We start from the raw sequence: 18,656 nt of genomic DNA, 5'->3' as shown, positions 1-18,656 counted from the left end.
AAACGGAATTATTAAGCTGACATGATCGAGCTTAAGCCCATCCGCGTTCTGCGCGCCGTATCAGACCTGAAAAGCTTTTCCTTGGCCGCGCGCGAACTGGGCATCGCGCCGGCATCAGCAACGCGCATCATAGCGCAGCTTGAGAAAGACCTCGGCACTCAGCTTCTGGTTCGTACGACTCGGCAAGTTTCACTAACCAGCGCCGGCGCAACTGTCCTTGCGCAGTACAGACCGCTATTGGAGGGGTTTGAAGAGGTCACACGAAATCTTCGACGGGCCAATCAACCTGATAAGGGCCATCTGCGTCTGACCGCGCCGGTATCACTGGGTGTCACGTTGCTGCCGCAAGTGATCTCAGGGTTTCGTCTCGCCTATCCGAATATTTCAGTCGAGATCAACTTCACCGATACTCTACTCGATGTGATCGAGGAAAACTGCGACCTTGCTGTACGCGTATCCGGCCCGCCGACCGATAAATCGACAATTTGGCGCAAATTATGCGAAGTTCCGCGGCATATGATTGCTGCGCCATCTCTGTTTGAACGCATACCCCGGCCTGATCATCCGCGCGACCTGAACCCAGACTTTCTGATGTCATACAGCGCGCAAGGCCGCTCTGAAACTTGGGATTTTTCTCATGCAGGTGGCAACGTTTCAATTCAAGCAGGCAGAAAGATAATTTCCAACAATGGAGACTTCCTCTACGCTCTTGCGGTCGCAGGAGAGGGCATTTGTGTTCTACCGGATTTCATTACTGACAAGGGATTAGCTAGCGGGCAAGTCGTGCAGGTGATGCCAATCTGGTCTATCACGTCGTTATGGTTGACGCTGTACTACCCCCCGTACGAACAACTCCCACCGATCGTCGGAACGTTTGCAGAGTACTTTGAAAAATTCGTGCAGAACCATCCGAACCTGGAAACAAAAGTTTAAAGCAGCTTGGGCTGCAAATTTGAATGAAATCTGTTTGCCGAAAGCCACGAACTCCAGCCGTTTCAAACAGACTTTCACAGTACAAACTGTCTTCGCTTTGAGCAGACATTCAACATAAGGAGGTGAATGGCAGCAGTGTCCGCAGTGCAGACGTTCCAGCAAGTTGCAACGAACGACCGCTAAGCGGACAAAGCTGCCTTTCGTGTCGATGTTGTCAATCACAGTAAACAGACCCAATCCGGAAGTTGACCGCCACCCGGGGTGCTGGAACGAAGCGAGAAAGGGCATCAAAATGCGCTTGAATTGCGACTTTTTACTCCCTCGGCGTTGGACGTTTGCTAGCAACCAACTGACAATTCTCTCTTACGCTGCGCGTCTCTGATCAAAGCTGCAAGTCGATAGAAGCCATGAACCATCTTGGTGTATGGCATGAGCAGGAAGAACGTCAGAACCGATCCAAGGTGGATGGCAAGCAGCGCGGGCATCAGATCAGTTGAACCGAGGACGTAAAGGACCAGCCCGCTCAGCCCGACAAATCCGAGCAACAGGACAAACCCGATTTCGCCGCCCCATGCGGACGGGTCACCAAGCTCGCGATCAGACTTTTGCTTGAGAAAAACCATAGCTCCGCAACCCACTGTCAGCAGAATACCGCCTGAAACCCCAAAGAGTTTTGGCAGGGACCAGAACCCGTAGGGCGCGTGTAACGCGAACCCATAGTGCATAATCGTCGCCACCGAGGTCGAGGCAAAGCACAGCAGGAAGCCGTACATGATGGCGTGGTGAATGTGGCGTCGGCCCTGACTGAACCGGTCTTCGTCCTCGAAGTTGCAACCCTCGCCGTGGCCTGCGGCCAAGTCCTGCATCTTGCCAGCGCGTTTGAACGCAGCAGTCAGATCAGACAATTGGATGGGTTTGCCACCTACCTCCGCCCAATAGCGCCTCAGGCTGATAGCCAAGCTAAAGAGTGGCAACAAGAATGCCGGCGCGAAAATTGCGACCATCGCATTATGGGACAGGACGGCATAGAACCCTTCACCTCCGCTGGAACCAACAGCGCGAATTGCCCAGAACATCACGGCAAAACCGATGACGAGGGCCAGCGCGATCGCGCCACCGTGAGTATGGAACCGCCGCGCCAGAGGTTGGGGCCAGGCGAAGCTCTCCCAAGTGTCCCGCCGCACTTCGGCCAGAGCTTTCGGCAGGTTCAGATCGAACTCGTGCGGTGCCGTGTACTGACACGCATAGTAGCAACCTCGACAGTTGTGGCACAAATTAGCCAGTTGCGTGATGTCTCCATCCGAGAACGCGCGTTCCGCGTGCAGCGACGGGAAGACTGAGCAGTAGCCCTCGCAGTACCGGCAGGCGTTGCATATCTCAGCCTGTCGGCGAGCTTCTTGAAAAAGATCAGTTTGCATAGGCTGCAGCCTCACGTCCTGCGATGCGTCCAAAAACGGTCCCGATGGTCATGCCGAAACCGGCCAGATACCCCTGCCCAAGGATCGAACCCGCCATCGTCTCGCCCGCGGCCCACAGGTTTTTGATCTTGCCGTCTGGTGTCGAACACTGGGCCGTATCGTCGACCTTTAGCCCCAGATAGGTGAAGGTCACGCCAGTACGCAGCGAGTAGCCATAGAAGGGCGGATCGGTGATCGGACGAGCCCAGTTGGTTTTGGGTGGCGTCAGACCCGAGGTTGTGACCCCGTCCAACTCGGTTGGATGAAATCCGCTGGTGTCGCCGCAAGCTTCGTTGAATTCACTAACGGTTGCCTTCAACTTGTCGGCGGGTAGGTCCATCATGCCAGCCAGTTCCTCCAAGGTGTCCGCCTTTAGCGGAGGGAACACCGAGGGCATGAACAGGTTCAGCGACTTCGCATCGATGATCACATAGCCCACCTGATCCGGCTGCGCGGCGACCAGACGCCCCCAAATCGCATAGCGTTTGGGCCAGACGTCTTCGCCCTCGTCATAAAACCGCTCGGCATTTTTGTTCACGACGATCGAAAACGGCACGCAATCCAAACGAGTGACGATACCGCCGTCAAACTTCGGCGCGCGCCCGTCGATGGCAACGGCGTGACACTGGGTCGGGTCCCCAACACTTTCGACGCTTTGATCCAGCAGATCAGCCAGCACCACGCCCCGGTTATAGGGCGTTCCCCGGATCAGGAAGTTCTTCGCAGGCGCGCCCCATGCGCGAGTGAGCCAATCGGTATCTGCCTGAAACCCGCCCGCAGCAACGATGACGGCCTTGGGCGTGATGCGATGAGACTGGCCTTCATAGGTATAGTCTACCCACTCAATCTGATCGCCGTTCAGTTCAAGATGCGTCACGGCAGCTTCGTATAGCACGTCAACGCCCAAAGCTGCCGCGGTGCGGTAGTAGGCGTTCACCAGAGACTTCCCGCCCCCCATGAAGAAGGCGTTGGTCCGCGCCAGTGACAGTGTCCCGGACAGGGATGGTTGAAACCTCACGCCGTGTTCTTCCATCCACGTAAGGCATTCCTCGGAGGTTCGGATCGCGAGGCGAGCAAGACGTTCGTCGGTTTTGCCGCCAGTGACCTTGAGCAGATCTTCAAGATACTCATCTTCGCTGTATTTTTCGATCAGCGGACCCAGAGGTGCACCATGCATACAACGAAAATTGCGCGTATGACGGGAGTTTCCACCACGATAGGGTTTTGGCGCTGTCTCGAGAATCAGAACACGGGCGCCTGCCTCGGCAGCAGTCATTGCAGCGCATAGAGCAGCATTCCCGCCGCCGATCACAGCGATGTCATAAGCTTCCTTTTGGGTGGTCATATCCTGTCTACCTAATGGTTTTCGTCGGTTGTCCGGTCGCGTTCTTGCAACGCTCGAATACGCATCCGTTGTGCGGCCTGAATATGCGCGCGCATTTCTTTTTCAGCCGCAGCGCCATCGCGGGCCTTTAAGGCAGCCATGACGCGCTTATGCTCGGCCACTGCTGTCTCGGCCCGGTCACCCTCCAGCAATTGTGATGGCCCAAGGATCAACAGCGCTTTTTGCAAAGACAACATAGACTTGGAAAGAAACCGATTCTTTGCTGCGTCCAAAAGTGTGGCGTGAAAAATCCGGTTGATCCGAGCCGCTTCCGAGCCTGTGCCAGCCTCGGCCAAGCGATCATTCAAAACGCACAGCTCGTCCAATTCGACATCCGACGCTGCACGTGCCGCTAGTCGTGCCGCGGTTCCCTCGAGCACCGCGCGCATCTCATAAAGCTCCATTACTTCGGCATAATCGAGGCTGCGTACGGTTGCGCCCTGCCGTGGCACATGAGTTACCAGCCCGTCGGACTCCAACTGCCGGATAGCTTCGCGCACAGGGGTGCGACTGACGCCTAATCGTTCTGACAACTCAATCTCGCGTAGGCGTTCGCCAGGCTGAAGTGTGCCATCCCGAATCTCATCCAGCAGGTGTTGATACGCTGAATTGCCTTGTGGGCCAGTCTGATAGGGGTCGTCTTGAATGGTCATCGAGCGCTCACTTGTATTCTTGCGTCCACTTGTATACATTTGGATACGATATGAGTCAATATTATCGAAAGCCGTGCCTTGTCCACCCAAAACAAAACACCCTCTTTCCTGACAAAGCGGGCCGTAACACTGGTCCTTGCGCTGCTGGGCACCGGAGTATTTTGGGCGTTGAACCTGCCACTGCCCTTTCTATTCGGCCCAATGAGTGCGTGTCTGATCGCCGCCCTAGCGCATGCCCCTATGGAAGGTTTTGGTCAGATATCGGTTGCAGCGCGCACCATACTCGGCGTTGCAGTTGGGGCTTCGATTACCCCTGCACTTTTTGTCGGATTGCCGAAGATGGCCGCGTCTATAGCACTGGTCCCGTTCTTCATCCTGCTGATCGCGCTGGTAGGCGTACCATTCTTTCGTAAGATTTGGGGTTTTGACTCCACGACCGCGTTTTATGCTGCCATGCCAGGCGGATTGCAGGACATGATCATCTTTGGCGCCGAAGCAGGCGCCAACTCGCGTACGCTATCCCTGATCCACGGTACGCGCGTGCTGATCATCGTGGCACTGGCCCCACTGTTTCTGACAGTGTTCTACGATGCCCAGCTCACCAACCCAATCGGAGAGCCTGCGCGCGACCTGCCAATACATGAGTTGGCGCTGATGGTACTGGCCGCCCTTGTAGGCTGGAAAGGCGGTGAGAGGATCGGCCTGTTCGGAGCATCTATCCTCGGTCCAATGATCCTGACAGCGGCTCTGTCACTGGGTGATTTTATTCATACTCGACCGCCTCGCGAGGCCATACTTGCAGCGCAATTCTTTATTGGTTGCGGGATCGGCGTGAAATTCGTGGGCGTCACTTGGGTCGAACTCCGCCGGGTGGTTGCAGCGGGCTTCGCCTATGTCATCGTCCTTGCGATCCTCGCAGCCGCTTTCACCGCCGTTGTCACTACGTTGGGCTTCGGTCAGCCGGTTGAGGCTTTCTTGGCCTTTGCCCCCGGCGGACAGGCAGAGATGACGGTCTTGGCCATCGTTTCTGGCGCGGATCTGGGCTTTGTGATCACGCACCACCTGACAAGGATCGTGCTGGTAATCATCGGCGCGCCCATAGCAGCCAACCTTATTCTGCGCTGGTCCAAACCTCGGAGTTGATCATGTGAATAGGGGCACCTTCAGCAAAGGCATTCACCTGATCGAAAATGTCTGCAAATTGCAGGTCGAATTCGTCCTCAGTCACAAAACCTATATGTGGTGTCGCAATCAGGTTTGGGTGCGATAGCAAGGGGTCATTCGGGTCGGTGAGCGGCTCGGTATCGAAGACATCAATTGCGGCCTTCCCAGGGCGACCAGCGTTCAGCGCGTCCAACAAAGCACCCGGAGCGATCAGCCCGGCCCGGGAGGTGTTCACAAACATCGCGCCCGGTTGCATCTGCGAAAAATCTGACGCTGTGATGATACCGTTCGTGTTGGGCTTCAGGCGAACATGGACCGAGACAACATCACTGTTGGCAAAGAACGCTTCGCGGCTTGTAGCAATCTGCACGCCGTCGGCCTGCGCGCGTGCCCGACCTTCATCCGAAGACCACCAAACCACATTCATCTTGAATGCCTCGGCATAGCCAGCAACAGCGCGGGCGATACGCCCATATCCATACAGTCCCAACTGTCGCCCTCTCAGAGTCTTGCCAACTCCGGCCTGCCAACGCCCCGTTTTGACCGAAGCCATCTGCGCAGGCAAATCGCGCATCCCGACCATGATCAGTGCCCATGTCAGTTCGGCTGCGGCATATGAAGGCGTCCCACCATGCATGTTCGAACACAGCAGCACGCCATTATCCGAGCATGCCTGCAAATCGACATGCGGATACACGCTGCGCTGACTGATCAATTTCAGGTTTGGAAGTTTTTCAATCAAATCCCGGGTGATCTTGGTGCGCTCGCGAAACAAAACCAGCGCCTCAGCCTCCTGCAAGCGTGCGGCCAATTCGCCGGTATCCTCGACATGATCTGTCCAGACCTTCACGTGATGGTCGGACAGTTTTCCGAAGCAGGGAAGGTCCTGCAGTGTATCGAACCAATCATCCAGAATGTGAACTTTCATCGACTTTCTATACCCTGACTTTTGTTCAGTTTTCTTGGCGTCGGCACAAAATCAAGTTTATCGAGTGCTTCAAGCGCATTGCGAACCCGTTCGCGTTGATCCAACAGATGGTTGAATTGCTCATCGCAACCGGCAATCGGTGTTGGGTATTCCGCGATATCCTTCCGCAGAGCCGACTGCGCCAGCCTGAGTTCCTGACGCGCGATATCAAGGCATTCGGAATAGTCGTCCATCGTGGTATCCTCATTAGGTATACCATAGTATACTTAATGAGGATTGCTACTTCAACTGCCGTTCCACTCAGATTCCGGTACATAAACATGTCCATCTGCCAATTTACGCGCAGTCCTCACCAGACCGGCAGAAATAACGTTGAACTCCCCGACGTTCGAGAAGTCCACCAGAACGTCGATCTTGCCTGAAGCGTGCTCCAACACAACTTCAGCCGGGCTTGAATTCGGGCGATCAAGCAAACCGTCGGCGACGGTACCGGGCGTCAAAGCGCAAGACGCCATGCATTGCGCACCTGTAACGGCCAGTGTCGGGTGAGTTTTCCATGGCATGAAATACCGAACCGCAAGAGTTCCACCCTCTCTGGCGGGTGCGATCAACCCGAATTTCGGAGTTACCGATTTCGAGACGTCCCCCATACCCATCAGTTCTCCGGCTTCGATCCGCACGGCCTCCATCCGATCAAAAAAAGCACGGTTGGCATCCAGCTCTTCGACGCTTTCATATCCTGTCAGTCCGAAATCCTCAGCTCGGGCTATCGCCATCGGCACAGCGACATCCATGCAAGTTAGCTCGACCCCCTGCACTGTATCGCGCAAATTTCCAGTGGGTAGAAATGCACCAGTTGCCGAACCCACAACGCCCATGAAACTCAGCTGCACCGGTGCAGAATGGCCGGGGACTCCGGCGATTTCCACATCGCCGTCGTACACCAACTCACCGCCCGGGGTCTGCACTTTGGTAACGACACGGGCGCCTGTATTGACAGCGCGAATACGGATTTCGGTTTCATCGCCGTTGGGCTGGAACAATCCCATTTCGATCGCAGCTGGACCAACTCCTGAGAGGATGTTCCCGCAGGTGGGTTTGAAATCGACCCGCTTTTCATCAACAGAAACCTGCGCGAAGAAATAGTCGATATCGGCCCATTCGTCCTCGCTGACTGAAAGCATCGCCACTTTGGTCGTCACTGCGTTACCACCACCGATCCCGTCGATGTTGAGCGCTTGTCCAGCCCCGATGGCAGCGACCAGAACATCGGCCAAAGTGTCCAAATCTTCGGGCAGATCAGAGCGTCGAAAATAAGGTCCTCGGGAAGTGCCGCCGCGCATGAAAACATATGGGATTGCTGTCTGGGTCATCGCGAACCCTCCTTTACAAACCGTTGATATTTCGAATTTCAGCGCTGCCCAGCCCGCCAGATTGGCCGGCCGGGCAACCGTGGAGCGCTTAATTGAGCGGCCATGGCAGGTTCACCATGTCTTGCAGCAGACCCGGCGGGAAATCCCTGTTCAAAGCGCCGGCCATGAAGCACATGAAACCGATGCCACAAGCCGTCAGGAGCAGCGTCATCTGCCAGCTGGACCCGGCGCGAATGCGGAAAAATGCGATCAGGAACCCGATCAGGGCTAGGATAAAACCCACTACCCAAGTGGCCGCGATCAAACCTGCAAACCAGGCGAGCGTTGACCAAAGTCCATGTGGCGCGCTCGCATCTTCGCCGGCGAGTTCCTTGTCAGCAAAGATCGCATCCCCCTCGGGTCGCCGCATCATCTGGATCAACAGAATGACGCAGCAGAACAGCGACACGCTGCCGATCACAAGCGGGATGATCTTGTCGGTCATGTTGTAGTCAGGGATCATGTTGGCATTGACCAACGCCACGATCAGATAGGCCATGATCACTAGCAAAAAGATCAGCGGCGCGCGCTTGCTTCCGGATTTGACCTCACCTTCGGCCATGATCATCTTGGCCTGCCGAATGCCCAGAATGACCGAAACCACAGTGACCACGATCAGGACGATCACGATCGGGCTAAAGACATATTCCATGCCTTCTGCAAAGCTTTTGCGGAAGCGGAACGAAGCGATCTGGAACGCCTGGTTGGTGAATTTCTCAACCGAGTTCGACAGAACGAAGCCGATCAGAAAGGCCGGGCGCGACCAGTCAAAGCGGCGCAGGAAGATACCGATCAAGCCGATGACAAACAGGGCCAGAAGGTCTTCGAAGTTTTGTCCGGACTGGAACGCTGCGAAGCTGATCAGCATGAATAGGAATGGCGCCAGATAAGTGAAGCGGATCGTCGTGAGCTTGGCGATACCGCCGGAGGCCGCGATGCATAGGATGGTGCCGACCACGTTGGCCAATGCCAGCAGCCAGACGATCGAATACGTAATATCGAGGTTGTCCTTGAGCATGCTTGGGCCGACCTCGATATCGCCGGACCCCAACAGGGCGACCGCACCGATGAAGATTGCCATAGAGCCGGAACCGGGAATGCCGAACAGCAGGGTTGGAACCAGCCCTCCACCTTCTTTGGCGTTGTTCGAACTTTCCGGTCCAATGACACCCCGCACTTCACCCTTGCCGAAGTTGCTTTTATCTTTAGTCGATTGAACCGAATGGCCATAAGCGATCCAGTCAACAACCGAGCCACCAAGGCCGGGAATGACACCGACAACCACGCCAATGATTGAACAGCGGACTGACAACCAGATGTTTGCAGCCCAGTCTTTGACGCCATCAAGCCAGCCCGCGCCCAGTGAGGCACCCTTAGCAATGGATCGGTCTTGACGCAGCAGCGAGACGATTTCCGGCACCGCAAAAATACCCAAGCCAACGATGACCAACTTCAAACCATCGGTCAGGTAGGGAATGTCATAAGTCGCCATACGCAGCGACCCGCCTGCGTCCGCCTCGCCAATCGTACCGACCATCAAACCCAGCCCTGCGGCCGCGACACCCTTCAGTGGGATACGTCCGGCTAAGATAGCGACCATCGACAAGCCAAGAATGGTGATCATCAGCATCTCGGGCAGACCAAATGCCAGAACGATGGGCCGCGCGACCAGGATGAACATGGTCAAAAAAGTTGCACCGACCAAACCGCCGAAAAGCGATGAAGCAAAGGCCGCTGACAATGCCCGCGCGGCTTCGCCTTTCTTCGCCATCGGGAAACCATCCAACACCGTAGCCTGCGAGGCAGAGCTACCTGGGATGCCCATAAGAACTGACGCGAAGGTGTCAGAGGTCGGCACAACGGCGACCATCCCGATCATCAACGCCAATCCAAGGATCGGGTCCATACCGAACATGAAAGGCAGCAATAGGGACAGACCAGCAATACCGCCAAGCCCAGGGAAAACACCTACGGCCAGTCCCATAACGACACCGAGAACAAGATATCCCAGAACGATAGGTTGCAGGATCAGACCCCACGCGTCACTAAGCGCAGGAACAGCTGTGGCGAAAACCTCCATAGCGGCCGCCTTTCATAAATTGTCTTGTGTTTGGAAAAGCGCGCGCCCGACATTGGGGCACGCGCGGTGGTGTTTGGGCTTAGTTCAGCTCGACACCATAGGCTTCTTTGAGCCAGTTCAGAACGTAGGCTTTGGCGTTGTCGTCGACGTTTGTCGCGGTTTGCAATGCCGCTTTAGAGCCGTCACCTACGAACACTGGGTATTTGCCCACGCGCTTTGAGGAGATGTCGGCAAAGTCGCCGCGCTCCGTCACAGCCTGGAACGCTGCTGTGTATGCGTCGACCACTTCCTGAGGTGTATCACCCGGCAGGAACGCCAGCTTCTGAACCGGGAACCCGGCTACAAAGAACGCTTTCCACGCATCCCATGCCTCACCGCTGGTTTCACAACCATCGGTGGCTTCACATACTTCCTTAAATGTCGGGATATCTGGGAAGGTCGGGTCACGGACGATATTACCATCCGCATCCAGCGCCCCCCAGGTCATCATCGGCACGGCCTGACCGGATTCAACCAGCGGGGCCGATCCACCCAGATAGCCGGACGAGGTCTGATAATCGATGTTGGCTTCACCTCGCTCGAACATCAGACGACCATCGCCACGGCCTTTGATGCCAAAAACAGGCTCAACACTCATGCCCAGCATTTGCCATGCCAGCAGCGGCACAAGGTCAAGGCGTGTCGCGCCCTGCGATCCGTAAATGAAGTTTGTGTCTTTCAGTGCGTTCGCGGAACCATCAAACTTTGCTCCGTCTTCGGCATTCAGATAGGCAACACCACCGGTTCCCGACGCCATAACCGGGATCCAGTCGTTGTATTCATAGCGCACGCGAGGATCGCTCAGCAGATATGGGAATTGAGTTGAACCGGAGGTGCCAAACAGCAGCGTGCCGTCATCATGGCTCTGCTCCTGGAACCAGTTTGCGCCTTTGGTTGAACCAGCGCCCGGCATAAATTTCACAACAACAGTGGGTTGGCCCGGCAGGGCTTCGGACAGAAGTGGCGCAAAGAAGTTGGCCCATTTGGCGGAGCCACCCGTTTCCGAGAACGGGATGACCCATTCAATGGTCTTGCCCGAGAAATCGACCTCGGCAGCGGCAGGTGCGGCGATACCGGCCGCGGCGATCAGCCCCACGACGGCGCGACGGGTGAAGTTGGAAATGGTCATTGGTTCCTCCCTGTTGACCAGACAACCACGCTAGCGCCCTCTGCGCCACCGTGATCGCAAATAGAACTGTGGGGTTGATTCCCCCTCCCATCTGGCAATCATGGAGCGCCAACCTTGCGCGAAACTTGCAGGAGCCCGAATGCGGATCGTCATAATCGAGGATAACGAGACCCTCGCCAACGCTATTGCGTATCGTCTGCGTGACCGCGGTCATGCGGCAGAAGTGCTTGCGGACGGCGACGAGGCTGACTTGTATCTTGCGCAAGAAGGCGCAGACTTGGTTGTTCTGGATATAAATTTGCCCGGACAATCTGGGCTGGAGATCCTGAAATCTCTTCGCAATCGTGGCGATGGCGTACCGGTGATCTTGCTTACAGCACGTGCCGAAACAAGCGACCGGGTTTCAGGTTTGGATATGGGTGCAGATGATTATCTGGTTAAGCCGTTCGAAATGGACGAGCTGGAAGCACGCATCCGGGCGCTTTCTCGACGCAAAGATCTCGACTACGGAGCTAAGGAGAGCATCGGAGGCCTAGAGTTCGACCGCGCCGCACGTCAGGTCAGTGTCCGAGGCGAAGTTATGGATATACCGCGGCGGGAAATCGCGGTGCTTGAATGCCTGTTGGAGCGCAGGGGCAGAATTGTTCCCAAAAGCCAGCTTACAGATTACGTCTATGGCGTGGGTGCCGATGTCGAGGCCTCGGCAGTTGAGCCTCATGTATCTCGGCTGAGAAAACGTCTTCAAGATCTCGGTATTGGAATTAAAACAGCCCGTGGTCTCGGGTATCTGCTTGAGGTGCAGAAGTGATCAATCACGGCTCGCTCAGGTTAAGACTGTTCATTCTTATCCTAACCCCCTTGATACTAATTGCCGCTCTGCTTGGTCTTTGGCGCTTTATGATTGCGCAGAAAACGGCTCAGGAATTGTTCGACGACAGCCTGTTATCTGCTGGTCTCGCAATATCGCGAGATGTTGCGATTTCAGGCGGTGACGCACTGTCACCAACGACACGCAGCATGATCCGTGACGCGTCAGGCGGAGAGATTTTTTACCACGTGACGGGACCCGGCGGCATCTATGTGACAGGCTATGCCTACCCTCCGGCAGCCACCAACCCGACTGCTGAAGAGGTGTACAAGCCGCAGTTTTTCGAAGCACTTTACCGCCAAGAACCGGTCCGCGTTCTTAAGATGACGGAACGAGTGACCATAGAAAATCTAATCGGAGATGCGACAGTTACAGTCTGGCATCGTATGGCGGATCGCAATGCGTTTGCGAATGAACTGTCAATCCGCGCTGGAATTCTCATGGGAATTCTGCTGGCCACGCTCGCCATTGTAGTTTGGTTCGGCGTCGCTCGTGGCCTGAGGCCTTTGCTGGATTTGCAGGACGCAATTGACCTGCGTTCACCAGATGACCTCAGTGAGATTAAGCGCCCTGTCCCGATCGAAGTTCAGGGTGTTGTTAGAACCCTGAACCGGCTTTTTGGTCAGGTGGAAAAAAGTATCAACGCCCATCAAGTGTTTATATCCGAAGCTGCACATCAGCTGCGGAACCCAGCGGCCGCGGTGCAATCGATGGCCGAAGCGCTGCAGGACGCGAAAACGGATGGCGACCGAGAAAAACGCATCTCCGAGCTTGTTGCGGCTGCAAAAAACTCAGCGACAGTGGCGGAACAGCTGTTATCACTTGAAAGGCTCAGGCAGCCGACGCACCAAGACCAAATGGATAAAATTGACTTCCGCTCGGTCGTTGAGGAGGCCTGCGCGGAGATGGGAGTTCACATCCTAGCAAAGGGTATCGAGTTCGACGTCACGATACCTGAGACGGCGGTCCCGGTAACCGGTGACCGGGTCTTTCTGATTGAGGCTCTAAAGAACCTGTTGGACAACGCAATCAAACACGGTGGCACAATGTTGAGCCAAATTTCAGTGGTGCTGCGGTGTGACGGCAAATACGTCAATCTAACCGTGGCCGATGACGGTGCTGGCCTGTCGCCAGACCAAAGCGAAGCGGCATTTAATCGGTTTTCTCAGTTGGAATATTCGGAGGGCAGCGGATTGGGGTTGTCAATCGTATCCGCAGTGGCGGAGCGCCACGGAGGAATGATCGAAATCAACCAAGTCGAAAGAGGAGCGAGCATTACGCTTGAGATTCCCATGGTCCTGTAAGCTGTTTCTAATTTCACTCGGAACCCAAAACCAGTCAAAGTCAACGCGAGTTTCTTCGATTGCTGCTAAATTCAGGTATTCGCCCTGAGCGAAGAACGCAGCTCTCAAAATCTATATCTATGTCGTCTTTGGGCTCGCTGCAGACGTTCGGCAGAATTCATTCAACCTTTGCTGCGCGCACAAAGCGGACATTCCCATCTAGTAGACTCGGATGGAAGTCGATTGGTTCTTCGGGTCACAAAAAACCTCTTCAAAGACGTTCGCGGTTCGTTGTACCGGAGCGTGCACCTATAGGTTGCGCGCGCTTCGGTTTTTTTGCAGATACGCTCGATGCCTCCCAAGATTTCTGCCTTATGCCAACAACCAGATTTTACGTTAAGCTGACCCAAGCTGCATTCCTTGAAGAGCTTTGCACGCACGCGGCAACAAATTTTACGCCATTAAGCCCGTCATGAACCGTTGGATAAACAACGGACGCGTCGGTTGAAATCCCATTTCGGAAAGCTTGGATCGCCTCAGCAGCCTCTCCATAGATATTGGCGAAACCTTCAAGATACCCCTCGGGATGGCCCGGAGGGACCCTGCTCAACCGATTTGCAGCGTCACCAGCTCCAGCTCCATTTCGTGTGATCAGACGCTTGGGTTCGTTGTAGGGCGTGAACCACAGGTAATTGGGATCTTCCTGAGACCACTCCAACCCACCTTTTTCGCCATAGACGCGCAAACGAAGTGCGTTTTCATTGCCGGGGGCCACCTGAGAAGACCACAGCATACCACGCGCTCCGCCTTCGAAGCGAAGCAAGACGTGCGCATTGTCATCGACTTTGCGCCCCGGCACAAAGGCCTGCAAGTCTGCCGCCAGGCTTTCCGCATTAAGCCCGGTTACAAAGCATGCGAGGTTGTAAGCATGGGTTCCGATGTCACCGGTTGATCCACCCGCGCCCGAGCGTTCTGGATCGGTTCGCCACTCCGCCTGTTTGAAATCCTGCTGCTCGGTCAGCCAATCCTGCGGGTACTCAACCTGAACTACGCGGATCTTGCCAATATCGCCGTTGGCAACCATTTCACGCGCCTGCCGAACCATTGAATAACCTGTGTAATTGTGGGTCAAAATGAATAGAGCATTCGCGCTTTCTGCTGCTTTGACCAGCTTTTTTGCATCGGCAAGTGTCGAGGTGAGTGGCTTGTCACAAATGACGTGAATACCGCGTTTCAGGAACTCACGCGCAGCTGCATAGTGAACGTTATTTGGCGTGACAATTGAGACGGCCTCGATCCCAGATTTCAGCCGAGCTTCCCTGATTGCCATTTGTTTGAAGTCTTCATAGACCCGTTCAAGCCCCAATGCTTGCCCACTTTCAAGAGATTTCTCTGGCGTTGAAGACAAAGCACCGGCTACCAGCTCGAACTTGTCGTCCAGTCGCGCGGCTATGCGATGAACGCCGCCTATGAAGGCGTCGTTTCCGCCACCAACCATGCCAAGGCGAATACGACCCGAGGTTTCTTCACTGCGTCCTGTGACCATCACTCAATCCCCAGCATTTTACGATTGGCGGCTTCGTCTGCGCCACCATCAGCGAAATCATCAAAGGCTTTCTCGGTCACACGGATGATGTGATCTGACACAAACTGAGCGCCCTCGCGCGCTCCATCTTCGGGGTGTTTGAGACAGCACTCCCATTCGACCACAGCCCAGCCATCAAAGTCATTCGCGGCCATTTTTGAGAACACAGCCCCGAAATCCACCTGACCATCGCCCAGTGAGCGGAACCGCCCGGCCCGATCTACCCAGCTTTGATACCCGGAATAAACACCCTGCCGGCCGGTTGGATTGAACTCGGCATCTTTGACATGGAACATCCGGATCCGATCTTTGTAGATGTCGATATTGTCCAGATAGTCGAGGCATTGCAGCACGTAATGCGACGGGTCGTATAGCATGCAGGCCCGTGGGTGATTGCCTGTCCGCTCGAGAAACATCTCGTACGTAACACCATCGTGGAGGTCCTCTCCGGGGTGGATTTCATAGCAGACATCGACACCGCATTCATCAGCGTGATTCAGGATGGGCACCCAGCGACGCGCAAGCTCATCAAATGCCGTTTCAATCAAGCCGGCAGGGCGCTGCGGCCAAGGATAGACATATGGCCATGCCAGCGCGCCTGAGAATGTCGCATGTGCCGAAATGCCCAAATTTTTCGAAGCGGACAGCGCTTTTTTGACCTGGTCCACGGCCCATTCTTGTCGGGCTTTCGGGTTCCCCCGGACGCTTTCGGCCGCAAAGCCATCAAACGCACTGTCATAGGCTGGGTGAACAGCCACAAGCTGGCCCTGAAGGTGTGTTGAAAGTTCCGTGACTTCGACACCATTTTCCCTGGCTTTGCCTTTGAAGTCATCGCAATAACCTCTGCTAGAAGCGGCCTGTTCTAAGTCGAACAACCGTCCATCCCAACTGGGAACCTGAACGCCTTTGTATCCACAATCAGCCGCCCATTTTGTGATCGCGTCCCACGAATTGAACGGCGCTTCGTCCCCCGCAAACTGTGCAAGAAACAAAGCTGGACCTTTGATCGTTTTCATAAAATTTCCTCCCCAAAACCTAAGCCTCTATGGCGGTAAATTTTCCTTTAGATAGATATCGATACGGATACGTTCCTGAGCTTTGTTGAACGGGACTTTGTCCGAAGTCGCACGCAACAGGCGAACGGCCGAACGAACAATGTGCCCAGTGTCTTGCGAGATTAAGGCGTCAAATGTGCCAAGCCTAAGCGCCTCACGACTGAGTGGAGTAAGCTCATGAGCTATAATCACCAGATCTTTGCTGAGCTTGTTCTCTGAAAGAAATTGAATCAGGCCTGCGTTGCCCGCTGCTGACGAGTATATTCCGACCAGATCCGGATAGGTTTCAAAGATTTCGGGCATCATCTTGTAAATCAGATCCGGGTCATCCCGGCCCTCGACAGACGCTACGACTTGGAGGTGCGGAAATTCCTCAGCCACAACAAGGTCAAAGCCTTGGCGACGCTCGAGATGGTCACGCGCCAATCGGGATCCTGTGAGAACCAAGACCTTGCCTTCGCGATGGACAAATCTACCCATCAGCTGAGCGGCGGTTCGTCCTGCCGAAACGTTATCAATTCCCACAAAGTGGTCTCGCTCAGAACTGGGCAAGTCAGACACCAAGGCGACCACCGGAACGCCTTTGTCCCTGAGCCTTTTTACGGCATCCCGGACAGAAGGCGTTTCGGGTCCGAAAACTGCGACTCCGTCTACATCCAAACTGTCGACAGCATCCAGAATGTTGACGATATCTTGCGGCTCGAACGGCGCGACCTTCTTTATCGCAATGCGGGTCCGCTCGATAAATTGGTCAGGGGATTGATCTGCGATCTGGCTGCTGATTGCCTCTACAAACTCGTTGTCCGTGTCCGGCAGAACAAAGAGGAAGTTGTAAACTCGGTTTCGTGCAAGGTTGGCCGCAGCGGTATCGCGAACATATCCCAGCTCATCAATTGCCTTTTGCACTTTCTGTACGGTTACGGCCCGAACGCCGGGACGTCTGTTCAAGACCCGGTCAACAGTCGCTAGGCTAACACCCGCAACGCGCGCGATGTCATTAACGGTTGGCTTTTTCACCAATTCTAATCTTTGTTTTTGGTCTTCCACGTGTTCTTCAGCCCTCAATCTCCCGCGCTAAGCCTTCAAACAACAAAGCAACAGCCTCAGCGCCGGGATCGTTATGTCCAACAAGGTTTTCTTCGGGAACATAGGCCGCGCGGCCTGCCTTCGCACGACGAATATTCGCGGTGTTGTTCGCGCCTTCGCGGGCAGCCTCGGCCGCATGCGTCAGACCAGATGGCAGTGCCGCAAGCGCCGGTGCCAGAGCGTCAATCATTGTCCTGTCACCGACCTTGGCGCCCCCAACCTGGCTGACGCGATTCAGACCTTCAACCAGAGACTTCGATACCGAAGCCCCGCTCGCACAGGCATCTCCAGCTGCGTTGAAGAAAATTGCAAGTATCACGCCGGAAGAACCACCCATTGTCTGGCTTAACTCATTGCCCAACGCCGGAAACAGTTGTGTCAAATCGGCAAGCGGCATGCGGTCAAGACTTCCTTGCAATGCTCTTGCGGCAGTCGCCAATGTGCTTCCTGTATCGCCATCCCCAGATTTCGCGTCTAGCTCGTTTAGATTCTTCTCTGCGTTGATGAGCAATTCAGACAGCCGGGTGATCGTTTCCCTTGTGGTGGGATTGTGCGAGGGGATTGGATCGATCGGAGTCAGGCCATCAGGCAATGGTGCAACTTTGATCGGGTCGATGGAATTCACCCCGGGCCACGCGGCCAGATCAACGGGTGCTTCAAGGGCTGACAAATCGTCCTGATCTACAGGCAGAATGGAAACCGAAAACCCGTGCATATCCAGCGATGTCATCATTGGTGCCGGGCCAATTATATGATGGGCAATACCAGTCTCGAACAAGGCATGTGTGAGGACAGCCATTTCCAGCGGAGTTGTAGAGCCTAGGTTGTTGACCAACGCCACACAGTCCCCGGTGCCCACCCTTTGCTTCAGCTTCTCCACTACTGTGGACATAGCCGATACGGCATTTGAGAACTCGACTTGCTGTACACCAGGTTCGCCATGGATGCCCAATCCAAGCTCTGCTTTGCCAGGGGCAATCCGGTCTTCTTTTGGAGAACCCGGAACGGTACAGGTGTCCAAGCTCATTCCGATGCTGACAACCTTTGCTATGGTGTTTCTTGCTGCGGTGGTAACGGTATCTAGGTCAGCACCGCTTTCAGCAAGCGCTCCGGCTATTTTGTGAACGAACAACGTACCCGCCACGCCACGTGGTTGCGGAAGGTCGGGTAGGGCGATGTCATCATCGACAACGACCATTTCAACCTTGCGGCCCAATGCGCGGGCGCGTTCCGCTGCCAGTCCAAAATTCAATCGATCTCCAGTGTAATTCTTGACGATAAGCAGGCACCCTGCCTCACCTGTGACCGCAAGAATACCTGCCAGAACCGCTTCGACTGACGGGGACGCAAACACTTCCCCACATACTGCAGCTGTCAGCATACCGGCGCCAACAAAGCCCGCATGGGCGGGTTCGTGACCAGACCCTCCGCCGGACACCAAAGCGACTTTCGACTTGTCCCAATCTGACCTCAAGACAACCTTGATGTGCGGGTAGCCGTCCAACCGGATAAGTTGTCCTCCGGAGGAGGTCAGAAGGCCGTCTATCGCCTCGGTTACCAGGGTTTCTTTTGTGTTGAGGAACTGGGCCATGCTTTTGCT

General features: G+C 55.2%; 16 protein-coding genes. 4 read left to right on the top strand and 12 right to left on the bottom strand.

Features of this window, described 5'->3' with window-relative positions; all coding sequences use genetic code 11:
• Positions 1-21: 21 nt before the first annotated feature.
• Positions 22-933: a LysR family transcriptional regulator gene (locus I9187_RS16505; protein ID WP_209940252.1), complete on the top strand. Its 912-nt coding sequence runs from the start codon at positions 22-24 to the stop codon at positions 931-933.
• Positions 934-1,271: 338 nt separating this feature from the next.
• Here the strand turns inward: I9187_RS16505 and tcuB are convergent, their stop codons facing one another.
• The 3 genes from tcuB to I9187_RS16490 are packed head-to-tail and all read right to left on the bottom strand — an operon-like array spanning position 1,272 to position 4,427.
• Positions 1,272-2,351, bottom strand: coding sequence for a tricarballylate utilization 4Fe-4S protein TcuB (tcuB, locus tag I9187_RS16500; protein ID WP_171180446.1), 1,080 nt, complete (start codon positions 2,349-2,351; stop codon positions 1,272-1,274).
• Positions 2,341-3,735, bottom strand: coding sequence for an FAD-dependent tricarballylate dehydrogenase TcuA (tcuA, locus tag I9187_RS16495; RefSeq protein ID WP_171727795.1), 1,395 nt, complete (start codon positions 3,733-3,735; stop codon positions 2,341-2,343). Before tcuA ends, tcuB begins: the two co-directional genes overlap by 11 nt.
• Positions 3,736-3,746: 11 nt before the next feature.
• A complete protein-coding gene (locus I9187_RS16490) occupies positions 3,747-4,427 on the bottom strand; it encodes a GntR family transcriptional regulator (protein WP_171180450.1) in 681 nt (226 codons plus the stop codon).
• 78 nt (positions 4,428-4,505) lie between these two features.
• Here I9187_RS16490 and I9187_RS16485 point away from each other — a divergent pair, with 78 nt between their 5' ends.
• Positions 4,506-5,570, top strand: coding sequence for an AbrB family transcriptional regulator (locus I9187_RS16485; protein ID WP_245223253.1), 1,065 nt, complete (start codon positions 4,506-4,508; stop codon positions 5,568-5,570).
• Here the strand turns inward: I9187_RS16485 and I9187_RS16480 are convergent.
• The 5 genes from I9187_RS16480 to I9187_RS16460 all read right to left on the bottom strand — a co-directional run bounded on the left by I9187_RS16480 (position 5,539) and on the right by I9187_RS16460 (position 11,179).
• Positions 5,539-6,519, bottom strand: a complete 981-nt coding sequence (locus I9187_RS16480) for a D-2-hydroxyacid dehydrogenase family protein (RefSeq protein ID WP_171180452.1) — start codon at positions 6,517-6,519, stop codon at positions 5,539-5,541. The genes I9187_RS16485 and I9187_RS16480 overlap by 32 nt on opposite strands.
• On the bottom strand, positions 6,516-6,752 hold the full coding sequence (locus I9187_RS16475; RefSeq protein ID WP_171180454.1) for a hypothetical protein: 237 nt from the start codon (positions 6,750-6,752) through the stop codon (positions 6,516-6,518). Before I9187_RS16475 ends, I9187_RS16480 begins: the two co-directional genes overlap by 4 nt.
• Positions 6,753-6,803: 51 nt before the next feature.
• A complete protein-coding gene (locus I9187_RS16470; protein WP_171180456.1) occupies positions 6,804-7,892 on the bottom strand; it encodes a 4-oxalomesaconate tautomerase in 1,089 nt (362 codons plus the stop codon).
• Positions 7,893-7,980: 88 nt separating this feature from the next.
• Positions 7,981-10,011, bottom strand: a complete 2,031-nt coding sequence (locus I9187_RS16465) for a tripartite tricarboxylate transporter permease (protein ID WP_209509775.1) — start codon at positions 10,009-10,011, stop codon at positions 7,981-7,983.
• Between the two features lie 79 nt (positions 10,012-10,090).
• Complete coding sequence (locus I9187_RS16460; RefSeq protein ID WP_171238759.1) at positions 10,091-11,179, bottom strand: tricarboxylate transporter; 1,089 nt, start codon at positions 11,177-11,179, stop codon at positions 10,091-10,093.
• 139 nt (positions 11,180-11,318) lie between these two features.
• On the opposite strand from I9187_RS16460, the gene I9187_RS16455 reads away from it, so the two are divergent.
• Both I9187_RS16455 and I9187_RS16450 read left to right on the top strand, forming a co-directional pair.
• A complete protein-coding gene (locus tag I9187_RS16455) occupies positions 11,319-11,987 on the top strand; it encodes a response regulator transcription factor (RefSeq protein ID WP_171180462.1) in 669 nt (222 codons plus the stop codon).
• The gene (locus tag I9187_RS16450; RefSeq protein WP_348540124.1) at positions 11,984-13,351 is read left to right on the top strand and encodes a sensor histidine kinase; all 1,368 of its coding nucleotides are present in this window, start codon (positions 11,984-11,986) and stop codon (positions 13,349-13,351) included. The genes I9187_RS16455 and I9187_RS16450 overlap by 4 nt, the downstream gene beginning before the upstream one ends.
• 370 nt (positions 13,352-13,721) lie before the next feature.
• Here the strand turns inward: I9187_RS16450 and I9187_RS16445 are convergent, their stop codons facing one another.
• The 4 genes from I9187_RS16445 to I9187_RS16430 are packed head-to-tail and all read right to left on the bottom strand — an operon-like array spanning position 13,722 to position 18,647.
• Entirely contained in the window at positions 13,722-14,876 is a 1,155-nt protein-coding gene (locus I9187_RS16445) for a Gfo/Idh/MocA family oxidoreductase (protein WP_171180464.1), read from the bottom strand.
• Positions 14,876-15,931, bottom strand: a complete 1,056-nt coding sequence (locus I9187_RS16440; RefSeq protein WP_171180466.1) for a sugar phosphate isomerase/epimerase — start codon at positions 15,929-15,931, stop codon at positions 14,876-14,878. Before I9187_RS16440 ends, I9187_RS16445 begins: the two co-directional genes overlap by 1 nt.
• Before the next feature lie 27 nt (positions 15,932-15,958).
• The gene (locus tag I9187_RS16435) at positions 15,959-16,987 is read right to left on the bottom strand and encodes a LacI family DNA-binding transcriptional regulator (protein ID WP_348540123.1); all 1,029 of its coding nucleotides are present in this window, start codon (positions 16,985-16,987) and stop codon (positions 15,959-15,961) included.
• A 37-nt stretch (positions 16,988-17,024) separates the two neighbouring features.
• The gene (locus I9187_RS16430) at positions 17,025-18,647 is read right to left on the bottom strand and encodes a dihydroxyacetone kinase subunit DhaK (protein WP_171180470.1); all 1,623 of its coding nucleotides are present in this window, start codon (positions 18,645-18,647) and stop codon (positions 17,025-17,027) included.
• Positions 18,648-18,656 lie beyond the last annotated feature (9 nt).

It is taken from the genome of Ruegeria sp. HKCCE4148 (assembly GCF_017872495.1).
Taxonomy (GTDB): Bacteria; Pseudomonadota; Alphaproteobacteria; order Rhodobacterales; family Rhodobacteraceae; genus Ruegeria.
The sequence above is the reverse complement of the archived record's forward strand: the minus strand, read 5'-3'. Positions and strand labels throughout refer to the sequence as shown.